Annotated in this window: 22 protein-coding genes; 17 read left to right on the top strand and 5 right to left on the bottom strand. The window is 66.1% G+C overall.

What is annotated here, in order from left to right:
• Positions 1-207: 207 nt before the first annotated feature.
• The 7 genes from LPN03_RS11535 (at position 208) to LPN03_RS11505 (ending at position 9,101) form a co-directional block, all read left to right on the top strand.
• On the top strand, positions 208-2,454 hold the full coding sequence (locus tag LPN03_RS11535) for a hypothetical protein (RefSeq protein WP_262454333.1): 2,247 nt from the start codon (positions 208-210) through the stop codon (positions 2,452-2,454).
• 80 nt (positions 2,455-2,534) lie between these two features.
• Entirely contained in the window at positions 2,535-3,470 is a 936-nt protein-coding gene (locus LPN03_RS11530; protein WP_262454332.1) for a tetratricopeptide repeat protein, read from the top strand.
• A 95-nt stretch (positions 3,471-3,565) separates the two neighbouring features.
• The gene (locus LPN03_RS11525) at positions 3,566-4,369 is read left to right on the top strand and encodes an ABC transporter ATP-binding protein (protein WP_262454331.1); all 804 of its coding nucleotides are present in this window, start codon (positions 3,566-3,568) and stop codon (positions 4,367-4,369) included.
• Positions 4,351-5,934 (top strand): transporter, encoded by a 1,584-nt coding sequence (locus tag LPN03_RS11520; RefSeq protein WP_262454330.1) that lies wholly within the window; start codon positions 4,351-4,353, stop codon positions 5,932-5,934. The genes LPN03_RS11525 and LPN03_RS11520 overlap by 19 nt, the downstream gene beginning before the upstream one ends.
• Before the next feature lie 92 nt (positions 5,935-6,026).
• The gene (gene nagB / locus LPN03_RS11515) at positions 6,027-6,809 is read left to right on the top strand and encodes a glucosamine-6-phosphate deaminase (RefSeq protein WP_165180827.1); all 783 of its coding nucleotides are present in this window, start codon (positions 6,027-6,029) and stop codon (positions 6,807-6,809) included.
• A gap of 88 nt (positions 6,810-6,897) precedes the next feature.
• Positions 6,898-7,230 (top strand): DUF3039 domain-containing protein, encoded by a 333-nt coding sequence (locus LPN03_RS11510; protein WP_165180826.1) that lies wholly within the window; start codon positions 6,898-6,900, stop codon positions 7,228-7,230.
• 95 nt (positions 7,231-7,325) lie between these two features.
• Entirely contained in the window at positions 7,326-9,101 is a 1,776-nt protein-coding gene (locus LPN03_RS11505) for a DEAD/DEAH box helicase (protein WP_262454329.1), read from the top strand.
• Positions 9,102-9,349: 248 nt separating this feature from the next.
• On the opposite strand, the gene LPN03_RS11500 is transcribed toward LPN03_RS11505, so the two are convergent.
• The 3 genes from LPN03_RS11500 to LPN03_RS11490 form a co-directional block, all read right to left on the bottom strand.
• Complete coding sequence (locus LPN03_RS11500) at positions 9,350-9,643, bottom strand: GIY-YIG nuclease family protein (RefSeq protein WP_262454328.1); 294 nt, start codon at positions 9,641-9,643, stop codon at positions 9,350-9,352.
• 349 nt (positions 9,644-9,992) lie between these two features.
• Positions 9,993-10,613 (bottom strand): isochorismatase family protein, encoded by a 621-nt coding sequence (locus tag LPN03_RS11495; protein WP_262454327.1) that lies wholly within the window; start codon positions 10,611-10,613, stop codon positions 9,993-9,995.
• A gap of 42 nt (positions 10,614-10,655) precedes the next feature.
• The gene (locus LPN03_RS11490; RefSeq protein ID WP_262454326.1) at positions 10,656-11,999 is read right to left on the bottom strand and encodes a nicotinate phosphoribosyltransferase; all 1,344 of its coding nucleotides are present in this window, start codon (positions 11,997-11,999) and stop codon (positions 10,656-10,658) included.
• 37 nt (positions 12,000-12,036) lie between these two features.
• Between LPN03_RS11490 and clpS the strand changes: the two genes are divergently transcribed.
• The 8 genes from clpS to LPN03_RS11450 all read left to right on the top strand — a co-directional run bounded on the left by clpS (position 12,037) and on the right by LPN03_RS11450 (position 18,619).
• Positions 12,037-12,342: an ATP-dependent Clp protease adapter ClpS gene (gene clpS, locus LPN03_RS11485; protein WP_262454325.1), complete on the top strand. Its 306-nt coding sequence runs from the start codon at positions 12,037-12,039 to the stop codon at positions 12,340-12,342.
• Positions 12,335-12,901, top strand: a complete 567-nt coding sequence (locus LPN03_RS11480; protein ID WP_262454324.1) for a DUF2017 domain-containing protein — start codon at positions 12,335-12,337, stop codon at positions 12,899-12,901. Before clpS ends, LPN03_RS11480 begins: the two co-directional genes overlap by 8 nt.
• Positions 12,902-12,995: 94 nt before the next feature.
• Complete coding sequence (gene murI / locus LPN03_RS11475; protein ID WP_262454323.1) at positions 12,996-14,006, top strand: glutamate racemase; 1,011 nt, start codon at positions 12,996-12,998, stop codon at positions 14,004-14,006.
• Positions 14,003-14,800, top strand: a complete 798-nt coding sequence (locus LPN03_RS11470) for an MBL fold metallo-hydrolase (protein ID WP_165180818.1) — start codon at positions 14,003-14,005, stop codon at positions 14,798-14,800. The genes murI and LPN03_RS11470 overlap by 4 nt, the downstream gene beginning before the upstream one ends.
• Positions 14,801-14,952: 152 nt before the next feature.
• Entirely contained in the window at positions 14,953-15,492 is a 540-nt protein-coding gene (locus LPN03_RS11465; protein ID WP_165180817.1) for a hypothetical protein, read from the top strand.
• A 63-nt stretch (positions 15,493-15,555) separates the two neighbouring features.
• Positions 15,556-16,302 (top strand): ribonuclease PH, encoded by a 747-nt coding sequence (gene rph / locus LPN03_RS11460; protein ID WP_165180816.1) that lies wholly within the window; start codon positions 15,556-15,558, stop codon positions 16,300-16,302.
• Positions 16,302-16,925 carry an RdgB/HAM1 family non-canonical purine NTP pyrophosphatase gene (gene rdgB / locus LPN03_RS11455; RefSeq protein ID WP_165180815.1) on the top strand — a complete coding sequence of 208 codons (624 nt, stop codon included), beginning with the start codon at positions 16,302-16,304 and terminating at the stop codon, positions 16,923-16,925. Before rph ends, rdgB begins: the two co-directional genes overlap by 1 nt.
• 140 nt (positions 16,926-17,065) lie before the next feature.
• On the top strand, positions 17,066-18,619 hold the full coding sequence (locus LPN03_RS11450; RefSeq protein WP_262454322.1) for an NCS1 family nucleobase:cation symporter-1: 1,554 nt from the start codon (positions 17,066-17,068) through the stop codon (positions 18,617-18,619).
• Positions 18,620-18,688: 69 nt separating this feature from the next.
• Here the strand turns inward: LPN03_RS11450 and LPN03_RS11445 are convergent, their stop codons facing one another.
• Positions 18,689-19,384 carry a VTT domain-containing protein gene (locus LPN03_RS11445; protein ID WP_410468585.1) on the bottom strand — a complete coding sequence of 232 codons (696 nt, stop codon included), beginning with the start codon at positions 19,382-19,384 and terminating at the stop codon, positions 18,689-18,691.
• Positions 19,385-19,472: 88 nt separating this feature from the next.
• On the opposite strand from LPN03_RS11445, the gene LPN03_RS11440 reads away from it, so the two are divergent.
• Complete coding sequence (locus tag LPN03_RS11440) at positions 19,473-20,468, top strand: exonuclease domain-containing protein (protein WP_262454321.1); 996 nt, start codon at positions 19,473-19,475, stop codon at positions 20,466-20,468.
• 127 nt (positions 20,469-20,595) lie between these two features.
• Complete coding sequence (locus LPN03_RS11435) at positions 20,596-21,141, top strand: DUF4395 domain-containing protein (RefSeq protein WP_165180812.1); 546 nt, start codon at positions 20,596-20,598, stop codon at positions 21,139-21,141.
• Positions 21,142-21,165: 24 nt separating this feature from the next.
• On the opposite strand, the gene LPN03_RS11430 is transcribed toward LPN03_RS11435, so the two are convergent.
• On the bottom strand, positions 21,166-22,263 hold the full coding sequence (locus LPN03_RS11430) for an ADP-ribosylglycohydrolase family protein (protein ID WP_410468584.1): 1,098 nt from the start codon (positions 22,261-22,263) through the stop codon (positions 21,166-21,168).
• Between the last annotated feature and the right edge of the window lie 152 nt (positions 22,264-22,415).

Genomic DNA, 22,415 nt, shown 5'->3' with positions numbered 1-22,415 from the left:
CCGGTAACTGGTGACTTGACATTATCAGCGCAGGCCGCAGTGGCAGCCCATTTGCCGCAGAAACATGCGGCGCGCGGCCCGGTTCCCGGGGTGGCCCGCCATATCGCTGAGAGTGAGATTGGCCTCGTGAAACCCCCTCTTAGATAACGGTTCGGTTACCCTTGAACAAACGATCAAAGTAGTTTTCCGCCGATGTTAGGTATGTACTTGCGTTCAAAGATTGCACTTGTCCTGGCCATTTTGGGCCTGGTCGTCCTCGGATTGGGGATTGGCCAGCGCACCATATGGCTCCCGCCAGCCACCGTCACGGCCGGCGTGGAAGGGACTGTGGCGCCCGCCCCGGTGACCGTTATCGGGCCGGATGTGCTCGCAGCCAAGGGCGGCCAGTTCACGCTGACCATCAAGTCCACCGGCCCCATCCAGGTGGCCGTGGGGCAGCAGCGCGACGTCATGGGCTGGGTGGGCGATGCCGCCTACACCAACGTCACCGGCGTCAACGGCGATTTTTCCGCACTGACCACGGAAAGCAAGCAGGGCGCGCAAAAGGTTCCCAACCCCGCAGGCTCCGACATGTGGGTCAGCGAGGACAAGGCCAGCGGCGAGCTGTCCTACACCTGGCAGGCGCCGGGCCATGGCACCTGGGCGCTGCTGGTCTCCTCCGACGGGACCGCACCGGCGCCCACCAACATCACCATGACCACCGCCAATGACACCAGCACTCCCTGGGCCGTCCCGCTGATGATCCTTGGCTCGATCATGCTGGCCCTGGCCGCGCTGCTCTTTTGGATGTCTCCCCGAAAGCCGCGCAGCGCCGCCGTTGCGGCCGTGCCCGGACGGCGGGCAGCCGGCCGTGCGCCGACTGACCCGGCGACGGGCGCCGTCGAGGTGGAGAAGCTTGTGGCTGCCCGGCAGCAGGCGGCCAAGGCTGCGGCTGCGGCTGGAGCCGGGGCGAAGACGATTGCTGAGATCAACCGCGCCAACCCGCGTCCGGTGGAGGGTGCCGGCGGTGCGCCGGACGATGATGTTGCAACATCGGGGGAGGGACCCGCCGTCCCCGACGCCACAGTGGCGCTGCCGAAGACAGTATTTGAACCCCTTGCCGCGAATGATGCCGACGGCGGCGCGGCCGGCGATTCGACCGGCGCTTCGGCCGCCGATGCTACCGACAGTTCGACCAGCGATGCGACCGGAGAGGCCACCGGCAAGGAGGCTGGCAAAAAGGCCGGCAAGGGTCGCGACGGGAACGACGACAATTTCGGCGACGGTACGGGCAAGCCTGGCGGCAAGCCTGGCGGCGCGGCTGATGGCGGCAAGTCCGGCAGCGCGGCTGACGGCGGCAAGTCCGGCGGCGGCGCAAAGGGCGATAATGGCGGCAAGTCCGGCGGCAAGAGGGGGTTCACCGCCCTTCGTTCCGCCAAGGCCCGGTGGGGTGCCGCCTTGGCCGCAGTCCTGGTGGCCGGCAGCATCGGCCCCGCCGTGGCAGCGGACCAGACCACCCCCGCACCCACCGGCGCGGCGACAGCCTCCACCAGCCCCACGGCGTCGGGATCTCCGACAACCAGCCCTGCCGCGACCCCGGGCCTTCCCGTGCTCCTGGACAGCCAGGTGCAGCGGATCGCCGCCGATCTTGCCACAGTGGTGTCCTCCGGGGACAGCGCCAAGAACGCCAAGGAGCTGGTCTCCAGGGTTGCCGGCACCGCGCTGCAGGTCCGCGAGGCCAACTACAAGATCCGCTCGAAGGTGTCCAGCCAGGCAGCCCTTGACGCCGTCAGTTCCACCAAGCTCCTTGCCAAGGTGGTCTCGACTGCGGATTCGTGGCCCCGTTCGGCCATGCTCGTCACCCAGGGCGACACCAACAAGCTGCCGCAGCTGTTGACCCTGGTGCAGGCCAGCGCCCGGGAGCAGTACAAGCTGGTCCAGGCGACACCCCTCCTGCCAGGGCAGACGTTCCCCGAGGTGGACAAGGAAGGCGCCGCCCCGGTTCCCGCTGCCGATGCCGCAGGCCTGCTGATGAGCCCCAAGGACGCCATTGCCGCCCTGACGGACAGGCTCACCAAGACGGACAGCAAATGGAAGGCGTCCTTCAAGGACAGCGTGTACATCTCGTCCGTGGACTCCTACCAAAAGAAGGCCCTGGCCGACGCCAAGGATTCCACCGTGGTGTTCACCCACACGCCCGATCCCAAGGCGACCATCGCCTTCCGAACGGCCGACGGCGGCGCCATGGTGGTGGTGTCCTCAACGTTCGGAATTGACTACACCACCAAGTCCGACGCCACGAACAACCTCACCGACAAATCCGTCATAGCATTGGCTGGGGGCAGCGAGTCCAAGAAGGGCTTTGTGGTCAGCTACGCCGAGCCCGTGGTCATGTACATCCCGCCGGCCGGGGCAGGCACCCAGATCGACATCTTCTCGGCCAACAACTTCCTGGTCAGCGCCAAGATCAAGTAGCGCCGGGCCTGATCGGCGGCAATTTTCGTCCGCGGCGCGAGGCAACGCGCCGCGGGCACAGCACAAGTTGGAGTGAATCAATGAGCAACCCCAGTTCCACGCCCGCCAACCCCCTGCCGGGGATCAACCTGCGCGGCGCCGTCGACCTTTCCGCCCTGAAAAACCGGGCCACGGCACCTGCCCCCGGCCCGGGATCGCCCTACGCCGTGGACGTCAACGAACAAAGCTTCCAGGAATTCGTGGGGCTGTCCCAGACCGTGCCCGTGGTGGTCCTGCTGGGATCGGCGCGCTCCAATCAGTCAGCCATGCTGGCGGGCGTGCTGGAAAAGCTCATGAATGACTTTGGCGGCAGCCTTGCCCTGGGGCGGGTCGACACGGACACCAGCCCCGGCATTGCCCAGGCGTTTGGAGTGACGGCGGTGCCCACCACGGTGGCCCTCATCAAGGGCCAGCCCGTCCCCTTGTTTGAGGGGGACATGCCGGAGGACCAGATCAAGTCGTTCCTGGATGAACTGCTCAAGGTGGCGGCCAGCAACGGCGTCACCGGCAATCTCGGCGGCGCACCGGATGCACAGGCCGCGGAGGAGCCGCCCCTTCCGCCGCTGCACCAGGCGGCCCATGACGCCATCGCATCGGGGGACTTGGCGGCTGCGCAGGCAGCCTACGAGAAGGCCCTGGCGGAGAAACCGAACGACGCCGACGCCAAGGTTGGGCTGGCACAGGTGCACCTCATGCGCCGCGCGGCAGACATTGACGTGGCTGCCGCCGAGGTGCTGAGGGCGCGGGCCGCGGGCGATGCCGACGACGTCGAGGCGCAGCTTGCCGTGGCGGACCTGGACGTGACGGGCGGGCACGTTGAAGATGCCTTTGCCCGCATTGTCTCCTTCATTTCCCTGCACTTTGGCCCCGAACGCGAAACAGCGCGCGTGCGGCTGCTGGAGCTGTACGAGGTGGTCGGCGTGGCGGACCCCCGCGTGAGTGCCTCCCGCCAGGCGTTGGCGCGCGCGCTGTTCTAGGCGGCGAATCGCGCACCAGCCCTGCCCGGGCCGCCCGCTCCAAGTCATCCTTTCGGATGGTGAATTTGCCGTGGGCTGCTTGTTAGTGTGGCGTCATGACTGACTTTTCGGCACATGCCACCACCGTGCCGGCTGCCCCGCAGCAGCCGGCCGCCCTGGCCATCCGCGGTCTGGCAAAGGCGTTTGGCTCCAAGGTTGCGGTGAACGGGATCAACCTGGATGTGCCGGCCGGCTCCTTTTACGGGCTGGTCGGCCCCAACGGCGCCGGCAAGACCACATCCCTCTCCATGGCCACGGGATTGTTGCGCCCGGACGCCGGACAGGTGTGGGTGCACGGCGTCGACGTCTGGGCCCACCAGCTCGAAGCCAAGCGGCTCATGGGGCTGCTGCCTGACGGCGTGCGCCTCTTTGACAGGCTTTCCGGTGAGCAGCTGGTGACCTATGCGGGCCTGCTGCGTGGCATGGACAGGGACACCGTGGCCCATCGCGTCCATGACCTGTTGGCGGCGCTGGACCTGGCCAAGGATGCCGGGACCCTGGTGGTGGACTATTCCGCAGGCATGACCAAGAAGATCGCCTTGGCGGCTGCCCTGATACATGCACCCCGACTCCTGGTGCTCGATGAGCCCTTCGAATCCGTGGACCCCGTCTCCGCGGCCAACATCCGCGACATTCTGCACGACTACGTGGCCTCCGGCGGAACCGTCATCGTCTCCAGCCACGTCATGGACCTGGTGCAGCGCATGTGCGACCACGTGGCAGTCATCGCCGCCGGCACCGTCCTGGCAGCAGGCACGGTGGACCAGGTGCGCGGGGACCTGAGCCTGGAGGACAGGTTCGTGGAACTCGTCGGCGGTCGGAACCAGACGGCGGGGCTGCAATGGTTGCGCACCTCCTAAGGCTAAAAATAGCGCTGCTGCGCAATTCGCTGCGGCGCAGCACCATGCAACTGGTGGGCCTGGCCATTGGTGCCCTATACGGGCTGGGCATCCTGGGCACGGCGCTGGTGGGCCTGGCGGTGCTGGGCACGCAGGGCCCGGAAGTCGTGGGCATGGTCCTTGTGCTCGCGGGGTCAGCGCTGTTCCTGGGCTGGCTCATCATTCCCGTGGTGGCCTCCGGGCTGGACATGACACTGGACCCTGCCCGGTTCAGCACCTATTCCATCCCCATGCGCCAGCTCCTTGCCGGCCTGGCGCTGTCCGGCTTCATTGGCATCCCCGGAGCCATCACACTCCTGGCCTCAATGGGAACCGCAGCAGCCTGGTGGCAGCACCCGGGCGCCGCGGCAGTGGCACTGTTCTGTGGCGCTGTGGCGGCCCTGACATGCGTGGTGGCCTCCCGGGCCATTACGGCGGCGAGTGCCAGCCTGGCTTCCTCCCGCAAGTTCAAGGACTTGAGCGGCGTGGTGCTGCTGGTCCCGCTGGTCCTCCTCGGACCGATCACCACCAGCCTTACGGCGGGTGTCCAGGGAGTCCGGGACTACCTGCCGGATTTGGCCAACACCGTTTCCTGGACGCCACTCGGCGCGGTCTGGGCCGTGCCCGCAGCTGTGGCAGCAGGCCAGTGGGCCGCAGCGGGCGGGAAGCTCGCCATTGCACTGGCGGCCCTGGCTGTCCTGACCTGGATCTGGAAGGCCTGCCTGGCCAAGGCGCTGGTCACCCCGCCCCATGCTGGAAACTCACGCCGCAGTGCCGGCAACTTGGGATTCTTCCGGGTGTTCCCTGCCAGCCCGGCCGGAGCCGTCGCCGCCCGCAGCCTGACGTACTGGTTCCGGGATCCGCGCTACAGTGCCGGTCTCATCATCGCCCCGCTGCTTCCGCTGGTGTTTGTTTTTGCCAGCTCACAGGCGGCCGGCGGAGGCTCCACCGGCGTCGTCCTGGGCCTTGGCGGGGCGCTGGCGGCGTTCCTGGTGGTGTGGAGCATCTCCTCCGACATCTCCTATGACAACACAGCCTTCGCACTGCATCTGGGCGCCGGTGTCCCGGGGGCGGCGGACCGGGCCGGCCGTGCGGCCGCAGCGGGCATCCTGGCACTGGCGCTGGGCATCCTCTATGCGCTGGCAGGGGCGGTGATTTCCGGTTCGTGGGCGCTGCTTCCGGCCACGCTGGGACTGACCATCGGCGCCGTCGGAAGCGGGCTGGGGCTGGCGAGTGTCTTTTCAGCCCGCTTCACGATGAATGCCCCGCTGCCCGGCGACAGCCCCCTCAAGTCGAAGCCGGGCAACAACTTTTCCGCCATGGTGGTCCAGTTTTCCGGATTTGCCGGCGTGGGCGTGCTGGTGGTGCCGGAGCTGGTGCTGACCACCATTGCCCTGGCCGGCAACCGGCCGGCACTGGGGTGGATCTCGCTGGCCACCGGAGCAGTCCTCGGCGCCGTGTTCCTGGCAGCCGGCCTCCGCATTGGCGCCCGCCTTTATGACCGCCGTGCGCCCGAGCTGTTGCTGGCGGTTTCGGCGGACCGCTGACAATCGCTAAGGTTGAGAAGGCGCGCCGGTTTCACCGGCGGCCCGGCCCTGGCCGCCGCCCCTCACGTGCAATCCCGAAAGGAACGTGTTTCATGGAGGTCATCATCCTCCCCAGCAGCAAGGAAATCGGCGCTCTCGCCGCAGACGCCATTGAGGAACTGGTTCGCACCAAGCCGGCCGCCGTCCTGGGCCTGGCAACAGGCTCTTCCCCCTTGCCCATCTATGACGAGCTGGCACGCCGCCACGACCAGGATGGCCTGAGTTTCACCCAAGCACACGGCTTTGCCCTGGACGAATACGTGGGACTCCCCGTGGGACACCCCGAGTCATACCGGGAAGTCATTCGCCGTGAATTCACCAACCGCGTGGATGTGGCCCCCGACAATGTCCACGGGCCCGACGGCTCGGCCGCCGACATCCAGGCTGCCTGCCTGGGTTATGAGGAGGCCATCAAGGCTGCCGGGGGTGTGGACCTGCAGATCCTTGGGGTGGGCACCAACGGCCACATCGGCTTCAATGAGCCCGGCTCCTCGCTGGCCTCGCGGACACGCATCAAGACGCTGGCGGACCAGACGCGCCAGGACAATGCACGGTTCTTCGACACCATTGACCAGGTGCCCCACCACGTGGTGACCCAGGGCCTGGGCACCATCATGGCTGCCAGGCACGTGGTGCTGGTGGCATTTGGGGCAGGCAAGGCCGCGGCAGTGCGTGACTTTGTCGAAGGCCCCGTCACGGCGAGCTGCCCGGCTTCGGTGCTGCAGTTCCACCCCCACGCCACCATCCTGGTTGACGAGGCCGCCGCAGCCCAGCTGGCCGGCGCGGCCACGTACCGCCACGCCTACGACAACAAGCCGGAGTGGCAGGGACTCTAAGCCGGGGACGGCGGCGGGCGGGCCGGGCACGAAACCCGCCCGCCGCCGTCGAGCCTTCACGGCGAGTCGAAAAACGAAACCCGCTAGAATGGACACCATGAGCTTGCCACCAGACCCCTTCGAAAACGATCCCCGTTTCAACCCCGGCAGCAGCGGCGGTTCCACGGCCGTCATCGAGCGCCAGGAACTGCGCCAGGAGGTGGAACCGGGGGACAGCGAGCGGTTCTCGCACTACGTCCGCAAGGAAAAGATCATGGAATCCGCCCTGACCGGCGAGCCCGTGGTGGCCCTGTGCGGAAAGGTGTGGACGCCCGGGCGTGACCCGCAAAAGTTCCCCGTGTGCCCCGAGTGCAAGGCCATTTACGAAGGCATGAACCCCACCGGCGGCAAGGGCAAGGGCCCGAAGAACCCCAAGAAGTAACAAACGGCAATGGCGCACGGCATCAGTGTCGGCAATTGGCGTGCCTGAAAACAAGGGGCGCACGGGAAAGAAGTGACAAGGATGGCAGCGATTTCGTGACGGAAACATTGTTTGGCGGACCGTCCCTGCCTCCGGCCTACCCTGAGCGGGCGGCATGGGGCACGGCCCAAAAGCTGCGGGCGTGGCAGACCGAGGCCATGGAAAAGTACTTTTCGGCCGGCCCCCGCGATTTTCTGGCCGTGGCCACGCCCGGTGCCGGCAAGACCACGTTTGCCCTGCATGTGGCCACGCAGCTGATCGCCCGGGGCACCATCAACCGGATCACCATCGTCACCCCCACGGACCACCTCAAGCGCCAGTGGGCGGACGCAGCGGCACGGGTTGGCATTTCCATCGACCCGAACTTCAAGAATGCCGACGGCCGCCACGGCAAGGGATTCATCGGCGTGGCCGTCACGTACGCCCAGGTGGCCAGCAAGCCGCTCTTGCACCGGGCCAAGACCGAAGCCGCCCGCACGCTGGTCATCATGGACGAGATCCACCACGGCGGCGACGCGCTGTCCTGGGGCGACGGCATCCGTGAAGCATTCGACCCGGCAGCCCGGCGCCTGGCCCTGACCGGAACGCCCTTCCGTTCCGACACCGCCCCGATTCCCTTTGTGGACTACGTGGAGGACGGCGACGGCATCCGCCGCTCCAAGGCCGACTACACCTACGGCTACGGGGAGGCGCTCAAGGACCACGTGGTGCGCCCCGTCATGTTCATGGCCTACTCCGGCCAGATGCGCTGGCGCACCAGTGCCGGTGAGGAAATGGCGGCCACCCTGGGCGCCCCGGTCACCAAGGACATCACCTCCCAGGCCTGGCGCACCGCGCTGAACCCTGCGGGCGAGTGGATCCCCGCCGTGCTGGCCGCTGCCGACAAGCGCCTCACCGAGGTGCGCCGTGCCGTGCCCGACGCCGGCGGGCTGGTCATCGCCACCGACCATGACGACGCCCGCGCCTATGCCGGCCAGCTGAAGAAGATCACGGGGGAGTCGCCCACTGTGATTCTGTCCGACGATGCCAAGGCCTCGGACAAGATCGACACATTTTCCGCGGGGGAGAAGCGCTGGATGGTGGCGGTGCGGATGGTTTCCGAAGGCGTTGACGTGCCGCGGCTGGCAGTTGGCGTCTATGCCACGTCCACGGCAACGCCGCTATTTTTCGCCCAGGCGATCGGCCGCTTTGTGCGCGCCCGGAAACGTGGCGAAACGGCGTCGGTTTTCCTGCCGTCGGTGCCAAACCTCATGGAACTGGCCAACCAGCTTGAACTCGAGCGCGACCACGCCCTGGACCGCCCGGACAAGGACCCAGACGGTTTCATTGACGATGCCGAGATGGAGGAGGCCAACCGCGAGGAAAAGGCGTCCGACACGCTGGAAAAGTTCAAGTTTGAGGCGCTGGAGTCCCAGGCCTCCTTTGACAAGGTATTGTTCGACGGCGGCGAATTCGGCACCGGCGGCGAGATCGGCAGCGATGACGAGCTCGACTTCCTGGGCATCCCGGGCCTGCTCGACGCCGACCAAGTGGGGGTCCTGCTGCGCCAGCGCCAGGCTGCCCAGCAAACCCGGCGGCGCGGCAAGGGGGCTAGTGCACCCGAACCGGAGCCGGAGGACGCTGCCGTGGTGGACCACCGCATGCTGATGGACCTGCGCCACGAACTGGCCAAGAACGTCTCGGCGTGGAGCGCGCGCTCCGGCATGCCCCACGGCATGGTCCACAGCGAGCTGCGGCGCATCTGCGGCGGACCCGCCGTGGCGCAGGCGAACGAACCCCAGCTCCACCAGCGGCTCAAGAAGCTCCAGGACTGGTTCCTCGGCCGCAAATAGCAGCCCGGTGGCAGAGCAGCGATACCGGTGGTCGAGCAGCGAGTTCTGCGAGCGCGTCGAGACCCTGGGACACACGCGCCGGTGGTCGAGCAGCGAGTTCTGCGAGCGCGTCGAGACCCTGGGACACACGCGCCGGTGGTCGAGCAGCGAGTTCTGCGAGCGCGTCGAGACCCTGGGACACACACGTCGGTGGTCGAGCAGCGAGTTCTGCGAGCGCGTCCAGACCCTGGCTGTTTAGGTTGATACCGTCACGATCGTATTTGCCGAGACTTGGCCTCGGACAAGCCCGGCAGGTCCATCAGCCGTCCCTCTATGAGGGCCTCGCGCTTGGCGCGGCTCCAGCCTTGTATCTGCTTCTCCAGTGCGAATGCTGTGTCCACGCGGTCGTGTTCTTGAGCCCACACCAGTTCGACGGGTTTGCGCCTGCGCGTGTACGTCGCACCTTCTCCGGCGTTGTGCTGGGCTAACCTGCGTTCCAAATTCCACGTGCTTCCGACGTAGTAGGAGCCGTCATTGCATTTCAAGATATATACATGTGGCATGTTCACATTGTCGTTGCCGGACGACCTATTTTCCGGGCCAATTTCAGAATTGTGGATAACGGGCCCGGATTGCCACCAGAAGTAGTGCTTACCAGCTTTGGGGCGCGAAGGAATCCAGGGTCTCGACGCGCTCGCGGGGTTCGCTGCTCGACTACCGGGTCTCGACGCGCTCGCAGGGCTCGCTGCTCGACCACCGGGTCTCGACGCGCTCGCGCGGTTCGCTGCTCGACCACCGCAGCTCGGGTCTCGACGCGCTCGCGGGGCTCGCTGCTCGACCACCGGGGCTCGACGCGCTCGCAGAACTCGCTGCTCGACCATCGGGTCTCGACGGTTGTTCTACCGCCGGCGGCTACTTGACCTCCACGCCGGCGTCCTCGAGTTCGTCCAGGGCCGCTTCGCTGGCGTCTTCGTCCACTCCAGCCACGTAGTCGCGCAACACTGTTGTGTTGTAGCCGGCATTGACGGCGTCCAGGGCGGTGGCCCGGACGCAGAAGTCGGTGGCGATTCCCACCACCACCACGTCCTCGACGTCGTTCTCCCGCAGCCAGTCGTCCAGGCTGACCGGAGCCTCGCCGTCGTCCGGGTTGGCGGCCTCGTGGGCTTCCCTCTCACCCGGCATGACTTCATCCTCCGGTGCCAGCAGCCCGTCAAAGCCCGAGTACGCTGCGTCGTAGCGTCCCTTGCGGAAGTAGGCGTCGATGTCCTCGGTGTCCAGGTTTCGGTGCAGGGCCGCGCCCTTGGAGCCGGCAACACAGTGCACGGGCCAGCTATTGATGAAGTCGGGGGTGTCGGAGAAGTGGCTGCCCGGGTCAATGTGCCAGTCCTGCGTGGCAACAATGAAGTCGTAACCCGCTGTTTCGTTGATGTGCTCGGAAATCTCCGAGGCCAGCTCGGCTCCGCCGTCAACGGCCAGCGAGCCTCCTTCGCAGAAGTCGTTCTGGACGTCCACAATGATCAGTGCCTTGGCCATGGTGTGCTCCTTCGGTGATTGGCTGGATTGCTTGGGGTTTGGCTAGTTCGGGGCAGCTGCGGCTTGAAAATATTCTGTGGGGATGACGGGCTCACCGCGCTGGAGGCGGCGGGCGGCTCCTGGCATTTCGGCCATGGACGCCGCATGGCGTTCAGTGGCGCGCTCCACGCCTTCGCGCCCTGTCCAACCGGGAGCCAGGACGCCGCCGGCCATGAACTCCTGAATCAGCGGCCTGTCGTTTCCGTCGCTTTCGGGCATGGTGCCAATGCCCACCAGCTCCGTGGTGGCGATGCCGCGGGCGTTCAGGCGGCGCAGGGCCTGCTTTTTCCCTCCAACGCTAGCCTTGTTCTTGGCGGACTTTGCCACGGAGACAAATTCGCCGTCGTCGCCCTCGCGGGACACCAGCTTGTAGACCATCGACGCCGTTGGCGCCCCGGACCCGGTGACCAGGGACGTCCCCACGCCGTAGGAATCAACCGGGGCCGCCGCCAGGGCGGCAATGGCAAACTCGTCAAGGTCGGAGGTGACGGTGATGCGGGTGTTGACGTTGCCGAGGGAATCGAGCAGGGCCCGGACCTCATGCGCCTGGGCCAGCAGGTCGCCGGAATCCAGCCGGACGCCGCCCAGGGACGGGCCCGCGATCTCGACGGCCTTCCGGACGGCCGCTTCGACGTCGTACGTGTCAACCAGCAGCGTGGTGCCGGATCCCATGGAGGCCACCTGGGCGCGGAAGGCGTCCTCCTCGGTGTTGTGCAGCAGCGTGAACGAGTGCGCCGCGGTGCCCTGGGTCAGCACGCCATACCGCAGGCCGCACTCAAGGTTGGACGTGCTGTGGAAGCCGGCGATGACGGCGGCACGCGAGGCGGCCACGGCGGATTCCTCGTGGGTGCGCCGGGACCCCATCTCGATGCAGGGGCGTGAACCGGCAGCAGTGATCATGCGGGATGCGGCGGAGGCGATGGCGGAGTCGTGGTTGAGCACGGAGAGCACGTAGGTCTCCAGGATGCAGGCCTCGGCAAAGGTGGATTCGATGGAAAGGATGGGGGAATTGGGGAAATACAGTTCGCCCTCCGCATATCCGTACACGTTTCCTGAGAACTTGAAATCGGCTAGCCACGCCAGGGTTTCGTCATTCACCACCGCGTTTCGGGCCAAAAAATCCAGTTCCTGGGCGCCAAAACGAAACCGCTCCAGGCCCTCCAGCAGGCGGCCGGTTCCCCCCACAACCCCGTAACGGCGGCCGTCCGGCAGCCTCCGGGCGAAGGCCTCGAAGACGCTGCGGCGGTGCGCGGCGCCGGAATGAAGCGCGGCCTGGAGCATGGTCAGCTCATAGTGGTCCGTGAACAGGGAGGTGCGGGGCTGGCCCCAGCCGGATGCGGTAGTCACGGGATTTACTGTATCGGGGCCACACTAGAATGGACACATGAGTGTCAGCACAGCCCCGGAAACGGACCAGGCCCCTTCGTCGCATGAGCTCATCTCCGCGGACGTCCCCTGGGAACTGATTGTGTGGAACGATCCCGTGAACTTGATGAGCTATGTCAGTTACGTTTTTCAAAGCTACTTTGGATATTCGGAGGCCAAGGCGTCGAAGTTGATGATGCAGGTGCACCAGGAGGGAAAGTCGGCCGTGGCCAGCGGTGCCAAGGAGAAAATGGAAGCCCACGTGGTGGCCATGCATGGATTTGGCCTGTGGGCCACGGTGCAGAAGGGCGGCGGACGTGGCTAAGGCCTTCATTGCCGGGCGCCGGGGCATCACCGGCATTCTCGAAGGGGCGGAGCGTGACCTGCTGCGCAAGCTGTTCGCGGACATCATCACCATGCTCGAACCTGACACCCCGGCCCACGAGGACCCGCTTGCCGCGTTGATCGGCCTCGACATGGACGCCACCGTCCCCACGGACCCGGCCCTGTTGCGGCTGCTGCCGGACGCAGTCAGGAACGACGCCGGTGCCGCCCTTGAGTTTCGCCAGCTCACCGAGCGCTCGCTGCGAGAAAACAAGATTGGCGCCCTCCGGGCGGCCTCGCTGGACCTGGACCATGACAAGGTGGTGCTGGACGCGGACCGCGCGCGCCTGTGGTCCATGGCCCTCAACGACGTGCGGCTGGTGCTCGCCGAAAGGCTGGAGATCCGCGACGAACAGGACGCGGACAGGGTCCACCTGGTCCAGGACTGGGGCGAGGCCGACGACGTCGAAAGTTACCTTTCCCTGGTCTACAACTTCGTCTCCTGGCTCCAGGAAAGCCTGGTCCAGGCCATGCTGGTGGGCCTGAAGAGCCGCAAGTAATGGCGGCGCCCACGCCCCGCCCGGGCGCCTGTGACAAAACAGACGGGGCCAAATGCACCCGCCCGTCCGCCCAGGCATCTATTCTGGGACGATCATGAGCACAACTCCCGCGGACTCCAGCCCCGCCGCCCCGCAGGCCGTGGCTGAACGGGCCATTGGCATCTTTGACTCAGGCGTGGGCGGACTGACGGTGGCCCGGGCGGTCATCGACCAGCTGCCCAACGAATCCATCCTGTACGTGGGCGACACCGCCAACAGCCCCTACGGCCCGCTGCCCATTGCCGAGGTGCGGGCCAACGCCCTCGGCGTCATGGACGAGCTGGTCGACGCCGGAGTGAAGCTCCTGGTCATCGCCTGCAATTCCGCCTCCGCCGCAGTGCTCCGCGACGCCCGTGAACGGTACACGGCCCGCTACGGCATTCCCGTCATTGAAGTCATCCTGCCGGCCGTGCGAAGGGCTGTGGCCGCCACGCGTACGGGCAGGGTGGGCGTGATCGGCACGGAGGCCACAGTGGGCTCCCGGGCCTATGAGGACACTTTCGCCGCGGCACCAAACCTTCACATCACCTCGGCCGCCTGCCCGGACTTTGTGCGCTTCGTGGAATCCGGCATCACTGCCGGCCCCGAGCTGCTTTCCACCGCCGAAAGGTACCTGGCGCCCCTGAAGGCCGCCCACGTGGACACGCTGGTGCTGGGCTGCACCCACTATCCGCTGCTGACCGGCGTCATCTCCTACGTCATGGGCGACTCGGTCACCCTGGTCTCCAGCGCCGAGGAAACGGCGAAGGACGTGTACAAAGCCCTGGTCAGCCACGACCTGGAGCGCCTTTCCACCAACCCTCCCTCGCACAACTTCCTTTCCACCGGCGACGCCGGGCAGTTTGGCGTGCTGGCGCGCCGCTTCCTGGGGCCGGAGGTGCGCGGAGTGGAGCAGGTGACCCACGTTTCGGCACACTATCCCACCGGTTCCATTGCACGGATCACCCCAGAGATGATCGAGGCTGCCCGCTCCGGCGGCGGAGCCCGGCACATCTCCAATTTTGTTTTGCGCGACAGTGTCGGCAAACTGGCTGTTTCGGGCAATGCAACGGGGGAACGCACATGAAGTTGACCATAGTGGGGTGCAGCGGGTCCTTTCCCGGGCCTGCATCGCCTGCGTCCTGCTACCTGCTCACGGCCCACGACGGCACCCGCCCCTGGCGGGTGCTCATCGACCTGGGCAGCGGGGCGCTGGGATCCGTGCAAAAGTACATGGACCTGGAAGACATCGACGCGATCTTCCTCAGCCACCTGCACCCGGACCATTGCATGGACCTATGCGGCCTGCACGTGGCCGTGCGCTGGAACCCCCACGGCTGGCACCGCGGGCGAATCCCCGTGTGGGGACCGGCCGCAACGGCGGACAGGCTCGCCACCGCCTACGGCCTTGACCTGGACCCCGGGATGCGCGAGGAATTTGACTTCCAGCTTTGGCAGGAACGCGAACCCGTGACGGTGGGCCCCTTCAAAGTGACACCAATCTCCGTCAACCACCCCATCCCGGAGGCCTACGCCCTGCGGGTGGAAGTCACCGAATTTGACGGCACCGGCGTGGACCGCTCCATCACGCTTGCCTATTCGGGGGACACCGACGCCTGCCAGGGGCTGGAAGATGCAGCACGGGACGCCCACCTGTTCCTGTGCGAGGCTGCCTTCGAGGAAGGGCGGGACGACCACATCAAGGACGTGCACCTGACGGGCAAGCGGGCCGGCGAGGCCGCGAGCCGCGCCAACGTCCGGCGGCTGCTCCTGACCCACATCCCCGTGTGGACCGACACCAACACGGTGGTGGCGGAAGCCCGTGAAAGCTATGCGGGGGACGTGTCCGCCGCAGTGGCAGGCGTGCACTACACCATCTAAAGGCATTGCAGAATCATCCAAAATGATCATGTTGGATTGGCCCACGCTCCGATAGTGTCGGAACTGTCGATGCACGAGGATTGGGGGTGTTCGGCGGTGCCGCGCATGCAGTGGCGGCACCGCCGAGCGATTTCCCTCGAAGGATGAGGATCATGAGCAACTATCCAATGCCCAGCTACAACCCCCAGTGGTCGCAGCAGCCCGCGGTTCCCGCGCCCGTTAAACCCAAGCAGGTGGGCTGGGCCTTCCAGCTCATCCTGGCCGCCGCCGTGCTGCAGCTCATCTCCGTGGCCTTCGGGATTGTCAACTTTTCCTCTGGCACGTTCCGCCAGACCATGTCGGACACCATTGCCAAGCAGAAGCTGCCGGCAGGCACGAACGCCACGGACATGGTGTCGATCGGGATCGCCACCGCCATTGGTGTGGCCATAGCTGTCGCCGTCGTCGCCGTGGTCCTCTATGTGATCATCGGCCTGTTCATCAACAAGGGAGCCGGCTGGGCGCGGATCACCGGCCTGGTCCTGGCTGTGGTTTCACTCACGCAGCTGGCCAACATGAGCATGCCCGCGGGCATCTTCACCATCCTGCAGGTGCTGGCCGGCATTGCCGCGATCATCCTGTGCTTCATCCAGCCCGGTTCCCGGTACTTTGCAGACACGAAGGCATACAAGCTGGCCAACAAGGGCCGCTGACGCCCCGCCCGGCGGCTCCTCCCACCGCCGGGGCGGCACCTGTTTTGCGTCTACGCTTAGACCATGACTACTAGCGAGACTGCAATCCAGCGCGCCGACGGCCGCGCCACCGACCAACTGCGCGACATCTCCATCACCCGCGGCTGGTCCAAGCAGGCCGAGGGCTCGGCCTTGATCGAGTTCGGCAACACCCGTGTGCTGTGCACCGCCTCGCTGACCGCCGGTGTTCCGCGCTGGCTCAAGGGTGAGGGCACGGGCTGGGTCACCGCCGAGTACGCCATGCTGCCCCGTGCCACCAACACCCGCAACTCGCGCGAATCCGTCAAGGGCAAGATCGGGGGGCGCACCCACGAGATCTCCCGCCTGATCGGCCGCTCCCTTCGCTCCATCATTGACACCAAGGCGCTGGGCGAGAACACCATTGTGCTGGACTGCGATGTCCTCCAGGCCGACGGCGGCACCCGCACGGCCGCGATCACCGGAGCCTATGTGGCCCTGGCCGACGCCGTCCGCTATGCGAAGGAGCACAAGCTCATCGCCAAGAATGCCGAGCCCCTCATTGACACGGTCTCCGCCATCTCCGTGGGCATCATCGACGGCGTCCCCATGCTGGACCTGCCCTATGTGGAGGACGTGCGCGCCGAAACCGACATGAACGTGGTGGTCACCGGCTCCGGCAAGTTTGTGGAGGTCCAGGGCACGGCCGAAGGCGCCCCGTTTGACCGCGAGGAACTCAACAAGCTGCTGGACCTGGCCCTGATCGGCACGTCGCAGCTGGCGCAGATCCAGCGCGAAACGCTCGGGGCATAATGCCCGCGCCGAAACTGGTCCTGGCCACACACAACCAGGGCAAACTGCGGGAGCTGCGGGAACTGCTCCGCGGCCAGGTGCCGGGCCTGGACGTGGACACGGACGTGGTCGACGCCGGTGCACTCCAGGCGCCCGACGTCGCCGAAACAGGGGTCACCTTCGCCGAGAATGCACGCCTGAAGGCGCATGAGGTGGCACGATTCACCGGGGTCCTGGCCATTGCGGACGACTCCGGCCTGGCCGTCGACGTCCTGGGAGGCGCTCCCGGCATCTTCTCCGCCCGCTGGGCCGGGAAACACGGCAACGACGCGGCGAACCTGGAACTGCTGCTGGCCCAGCTGTCCGACATCGGTCCCGCCCACCGCGGTGCGCGGTTTGTCTGCGCCGCCGCGCTGGCCAGCCCGGACGGCAGCCACGACGCAGTGGAGGAAGGCTTCCTGGAGGGAACCCTGTTGGCGGAGCCGCGCGGCGCCGGCGGATTCGGCTACGACCCCATTGTGCAGCCGCTGGGCATGGATGTCTCCTGCGCCGAACTGACGCCAGCGGAAAAGAACGCCATCAGCCACCGCGGCCATGCCTTCCGGGCGCTCCTGCCGCACATCGTCAAGGCACTCTCCGCCTGACGGTGTGCGGCAGCGTCCGCGGAACAATTTATTTCGCGATATGAAAATGGAATATCTTATTGCGAAAAGTTAGTGATGCGTCTTACACTTTTGTGTAGCCTCAATGTCGAGGCCTCCCGCGAGTGATTGGTCCACCATCCATGAAAAACGAACCTGCCGCCCCCCTGCAGCAAAAGGACGACGGCCACGGCCACCACCACGTGGACCACATCCTCCACTATCCGCCCAGCGGAGAAGTTCCCGGACTGCCCCGGATCAGTGCCACCCTCTACAACCAGGACCTGGCGCCGACCAAGAGGGAAGGGCGGCACTGGACGTCCTACAGCATCTTTGCCCTCTGGGCCAACGACGTGCACAGCCTGGGAAACTACGGCTTCATCCTGGGCCTCTTTGCCCTTGGCCTCGGGGCGTGGCAGGTCCTGCTCGCACTGGCCATTGGCGCCACGCTGATGTTCTTCCTGCTGACATATTCGGGCTTCATGGGGCACAAGACAGGGGTGCCGTTCCCCGTCATGAGCCGGATCGCCTTCGGCATCCGCGGCGCCCAGCTTCCGGCGGCCATCCGCGGTGCCGTCGCCGTCGTCTGGTTTGGCATCCAGACCTACCTGGCCACGCTGGTGCTGCGCGTCATGGTGATTGCCGTTGACCCGGGCCTGGGACGGCTGGACCACAACTCGTTCCTGGGCCTGTCGACGCTTGGCTGGATCTCCTTCATCGTCCTGTGGATCATCCAGGTGGTGATTGTCCGCTACGGCATGGACATGATCCGCAAGTACGAGGTCTTTGCCGGGCCCGTAGTCCTGTTCACGCTGATTGCCCTGGCGGTGTGGATGTTCTTCCAGGCCGGGATGTCCATTTCCTTCTCCACGAACAAGCCCCTTGCCGGGGGAGCCATGTGGCGCAGCATCTTCGGCGGCGCGGCCCTGTGGGTGACCATCTACGGCACCTTCGTGCTCAACTTCTGCGACTTCACCCGCGCGTCCAAGTCACGCGGGTCCATCGTCCGGGGCAACCTCTGGGGGATACCTGTCAACACCATGCTCTTCGGCATCATCGCCGTGGTCATGGCCGGGGCCCAGTTCAAGATCAACGGCCACATCATCACCAGCCCGTCGGACGTGGTCGAGGCCATCCCAAACACGGTTCTGGTGCTGTTGGCCAGCCTCGCCCTGCTGGTGCTGACCATCGCGGTGAACATGATGGCCAACTTTGTGGCACCGGTGTATGCCCTGAACAACTTCTTCCCCAAGCACCTCAACTTTGCCCGGGCCAGCCTGATTTCCGCCGTCATCGGACTGGTGATCCTGCCCTGGAACCTGTACAACAACCCCGTGGTGATCCTGTATTTCCTGGGCGGGCTCGGTGCCCTGCTGGGGCCGCTGTTCGGCATCATCATGGTGGACTATTGGCTTATCCGCAAGGCCCAGGTCAATGTTCCGGCCCTCTACACGCTGCAGGATTCCAGCCCGTACTTCTACCAGCAGGGCGTCAATCCCCGGGCCATCGTCGCCTTCGTTCCCGCCGCCGTCATCTCCATTGTGTTCGGCCTGGTGCCGTTCTTCCATAACATCGCGGACTTCTCCTGGTTCTTCGGCGCCGGCATCGCAGCCGTGCTCTACTACTTCCTGGCCGGGCGGAACCGGCGGTTTGAGGATGTCTCCGGCGAGCCGATCGCCGTGGCCAGCACCCACTGATTCCCACAGGCCACGCACCGCGGCGGCCCCCGGCCTGTGTGCCGGGGACCGCCGTCGTGCGCGATGGGATTAGGCCTTCCGGGCCCTGCGGTTGGCCAGGAACGCCTTGGTGAATTCGACAATGATCGGGATCACCGAGAGCAGGACGATCACGATGAAGATGATGTCCAGGTTCTTCTGCACCCAGGGGAAGCGGTCGCCGAGGATGAAGCCCAGAAGGGTGACGCCGCCAGCCCACAAGACGGCTCCGATGGCGTTGAAGATGACGAAGTGGCGCATGTTCATCCGCGCCACGCCAACAATGACGGGGACAAAAGTTCGCACAATGGGCACAAAGCGTGCCAGCACCAGGGCCTTGCCGCCGTGCTTTTCAAAGAAGGCGTGTGCGTGCTCCACGTGCTCCCTCTTGAACAGCCGCGAATCGGGCTTGTTGAAGATGGCCGGACCGGCCTTGGCGCCGATCACATAGCCCACCTGGTTGCCAATGAACGCGCAAACTATCAGCAGGATGAGCAGCACGCCAATGTTGACGGGCAATTTTCCGGTGCTGGTCAACAATCCGGCGGTGAACAGGAGGGAGTCGCCGGGGAGGAAGAATCCCACCAGCAGGCCGGTTTCGGCGAAAATGATGGAACAGGCTATGACCACCACCCAAAAGCCGAGGGCGGGGTTGTCGAGGATGTGGATGGGGTCCAGCCACGGCGGCAGAAAGCCCATCGGGGCCGGGCCGTGGCCCACCAGTGCGGGCGCGGCGAAGTCACTCAGAGCTGAAATTATCACTCCTCAAGGTTACGGTATGCGCCGCGCCAAGGATCCGTCGCCCTGCCGCCGCGGCGGGCGGTAGCCTTGAAGCGTGCCTGTGGACTTTACTGCAATTGATTTTGAAACCGCCAACGGATTTCGGGGATCGCCCTGTTCGGTGGGCCTGATGAAAGTCCGTGACGGCGTGGTGGTGAATGAGGGCTACTGGCTCATGCGCCCGCCGGAAGGCCACGACCACTTTGACTCGCGCAACATCACCATCCACGGCATCACCCCCGACGACGTTCTCTCGGCCCCGCGCTTCAAGGACGTCTTCCCCGAAATTCATGCCTTCATTGGCGACGACCCGCTGGTGGCGCACAATGCAGCCTTCGACATTGGCGTGATCCGCTCCGCCTCCGAAGTGTCCGGGATGCCTTCGCCGGCCTTTGACTACGCCTGCACCGTGGTGCTCTCGCGAAAGAACTATTCCCTGCCGTCCTATTCGCTGCCGTTTGTTGCGGAGGCTGCGGGAGTGCCGCTGCTCAACCACCACGACGCCACCGAGGATGCCCGCGCCTGCGCCGGGATCATGGTGGACATTGCGCGCAGGCAAGGTTCCGATTCGCTCCGTGGCGTTTTCCGGTCGATGAAGCTGGCCATGCCGCACATTGACGCCTACGAACCGGGGCTTGACGAAATGTCGAAGGCCACCAGGTCGGCGCTGGGGAAGATGGGGGAGGCCCCGGAAGGCGCCGCCGGCACCCCGCGTGGCGGCCGCTCCAGCTGGTCGACGGAGGGGCCCAACCCCCTCCCCAACGCCTCTGCCGACCCAACGCATCCGCTGTACGGGCAGACACTGGTCTTTACGGGGGACATCTCGCTGGCCCGGCCGGAGGCAAAGCTGCGGGCGGCACAGTACGGGGCGCAATGTGCCAGCAGCGTGACCCGAAAAACCACAGTGCTGGTGGTGGGCAGCGGGTTCGCCGCCAGCGACCTCCGCCACGGCCGGCTGACGTCCAAGGCACAGCGGGTGCTGGAACTGCAGCGCCGCGGGCAGGGCATCGAGGTCCTCTCCGAGGGTGAATTCATGCAAATGATTGGCTGACCCCTCCCGACGCGGCATCACTTTCTGCGGTATTTTCCCCGACGCGGCATCACTTTCTGCGGCCTGATTTCGTCACGCTGCGCAACAATCCTTTAGTTCGGGCCGCCGCCGGTCCTACTCTGGGGGCATGAGCCAGCTAACCGACCGCATCCCCGCCGCCACCGAATTCATTCAGGCGCCGGGCCCTGGCGCCCTGCGGAGGTTCTTCGCCTTCCCCAACCCGGTCAATGAGTACGCCGCACGGTTTACGGCCGGCATTGTGGTGGTTCTCTCCCTGATTGCAGTGGTGAGCGGCCAGGCCTGGCTGGTGGGCTTGATTGCCGTGGGGTTTGTGCTGCGGCTGGCCTTTGGACCCCGTATTTCCCCTGCCGCGATCCTGTCGGTCAAGGTTCTGGCTCCCCGGCTGGGCCCAGCGAAGCTGGTGCCCGGGCCGCCAAAGCGCTTTGCCCAGGGGATTGGCGCTGTCCTTTCCCTTGCAGCCTTTGCCCTGCTGCTTTCCGGGCTGCCCCTGGCCGGCTGGACCTTGATTGTGCTGCTTATTGTTGCCGCGTCCCTTGAGTCCTTTATTGGGCTGTGCCTTGGCTGCCTCATTTTCGGTGTGCTGCAGCGCCGGGGCATCATTCCCGCCAGCGTGTGCGAGGAATGCGCCGCCTTCTCGCCCCGAAAGGGCTAGCGCGCCAACTGCCGGGCGGCGGGGTCAAACACCTGTGGTCAGCTTGACGAATTCCACCCCCAGGTGGCGGATCAGCTGCGGGGCCTCGCACAGGGCCAACCAGGCCGGGGGAAGCGCGGCTTCCCCGTACAGGGCACCCAGGATGTTGCCGGCGATGGCACCCGTGGAGTCGCTGTCGCCGTCGTGGTTGACGGCAAGGCGAACGGCGGCCAGGTAGTGCTCCACCGGTGACGCAGCGGCGGCAGTGGCCAGCACGGCATACAGCGCGACGGCGAGCGCCTCCTCGGCCACCCAACCCTGGCCCAGCGCGGCGGTGAGGGACGCGCCGTGGAGGGGAACGCCGTCGTCGCCGGTCAGGGCGGTTGGCGTGGAAAGCTCCATGGCCGCCTCCAGGCGGGCCAGCAGAGCAGGGTCGGCGGAAGGTTCGGCGGCAGCCCGTGCACGGGTGGATTCGGCGGCCGCCCAAAGGTCCAGCCCCTGCACGGCCAGGCAGTGGATCAGCCAGCTGAAGGCGCCCGAGGACTGCCGCGCGGCTGGGTGGCCGTGGGTCAGCGACGCCGCGTCGGAACTCATCTTGTAGACGGTTTCGGCGGGAATGTTGGGCAGCAGGCCGTACGGGGCTGAGCGCATCACGGTTCCGCAGCCCTTGGAATCGGGGTTGACGGGGCGGAAAATGGTGCCCATTTCCCCGGTCGCCAGCCCGGAGACGCACGCATTGCCCGGGTGGCGCTGGTGGTGAAGGACGCTTTGGGCATCAATCCAGCGCGGCGGCGGCTGGGGTGCGCCGGCTGCGGCAATGCCCTGGGTCTTGAGCCAGCGCAGGTAGGCCAGCCACTGGCACGCGTTGATGTCGGCGCCCACGCCGTCATTGGCCCACTCCAGGACTTCGAGCAGTCCGTCCAGGGTGTAGAGGCTCATTTGGGTGTCATCGGAAAAGTGGACGGGCCCGCGTGCCTGTGACAGGTCCAGCAGCCCGGCGGGGCCGTAAGTGGCATGGATGGCCGCCAGGGTGTCGAATTCCACGAGGTAGCCGAGGGAATCCCCCAACGCCCCGCCCATGAGCGTTCCCTGGACCCGGGAAGCAAAGTCGGCGGGGGGAGCATTGGTGGTGTCCGCAGGGATCGTCATGGCACCAATTTACCGGTCCGGCGCCCTGTCGGGAGCCAGGCCCTGCATCCCCGGCACTTACAATTCGTACAGCATCGGCCGCTATAGTGGCTCTGGCTGGTGCAGCCGCTGGCGCCGCCTCCCTGGGCAGGCAGGCGGCGGCACCT

Origin of the sequence: Arthrobacter sp. A2-55 (assembly GCF_025548615.1) — a bacterium.
Classification (GTDB): domain Bacteria; phylum Actinomycetota; class Actinomycetes; order Actinomycetales; family Micrococcaceae; genus Specibacter; species Specibacter silviterrae.
This window is presented reverse-complemented; position numbering and strand designations above follow the sequence as displayed.

Coding starts and splice junctions, on each gene's coding strand:
- nagB (WP_165180827.1), top strand. CDS start 6,027: ATGGAGGTCATCATCCTCCCCAGCAGCAAGGAAATCGGCGCTCTCGCC.
- LPN03_RS11495 (WP_262454327.1), bottom strand. CDS start 10,613: ATGGCCAAGGCACTGATCATTGTGGACGTCCAGAACGACTTCTGCGAA.
- clpS (WP_262454325.1), top strand. CDS start 12,037: ATGAGTGTCAGCACAGCCCCGGAAACGGACCAGGCCCCTTCGTCGCAT.
- rph (WP_165180816.1), top strand. CDS start 15,556: ATGACTACTAGCGAGACTGCAATCCAGCGCGCCGACGGCCGCGCCACC.
- LPN03_RS11435 (WP_165180812.1), top strand. CDS start 20,596: ATGAGCCAGCTAACCGACCGCATCCCCGCCGCCACCGAATTCATTCAG.
- LPN03_RS11465 (WP_165180817.1), top strand. CDS start 14,953: ATGAGCAACTATCCAATGCCCAGCTACAACCCCCAGTGGTCGCAGCAG.
- murI (WP_262454323.1), top strand. CDS start 12,996: ATGAGCACAACTCCCGCGGACTCCAGCCCCGCCGCCCCGCAGGCCGTG.
- LPN03_RS11500 (WP_262454328.1), bottom strand. CDS start 9,643: ATGCCACATGTATATATCTTGAAATGCAATGACGGCTCCTACTACGTC.
- LPN03_RS11525 (WP_262454331.1), top strand. CDS start 3,566: ATGACTGACTTTTCGGCACATGCCACCACCGTGCCGGCTGCCCCGCAG.
- LPN03_RS11530 (WP_262454332.1), top strand. CDS start 2,535: ATGAGCAACCCCAGTTCCACGCCCGCCAACCCCCTGCCGGGGATCAAC.
- LPN03_RS11470 (WP_165180818.1), top strand. CDS start 14,003: ATGAAGTTGACCATAGTGGGGTGCAGCGGGTCCTTTCCCGGGCCTGCA.
- LPN03_RS11450 (WP_262454322.1), top strand. CDS start 17,066: ATGAAAAACGAACCTGCCGCCCCCCTGCAGCAAAAGGACGACGGCCAC.
- LPN03_RS11520 (WP_262454330.1), top strand. CDS start 4,351: ATGGTTGCGCACCTCCTAAGGCTAAAAATAGCGCTGCTGCGCAATTCG.
- rdgB (WP_165180815.1), top strand. CDS start 16,302: ATGCCCGCGCCGAAACTGGTCCTGGCCACACACAACCAGGGCAAACTG.
- LPN03_RS11510 (WP_165180826.1), top strand. CDS start 6,898: ATGGACACCATGAGCTTGCCACCAGACCCCTTCGAAAACGATCCCCGT.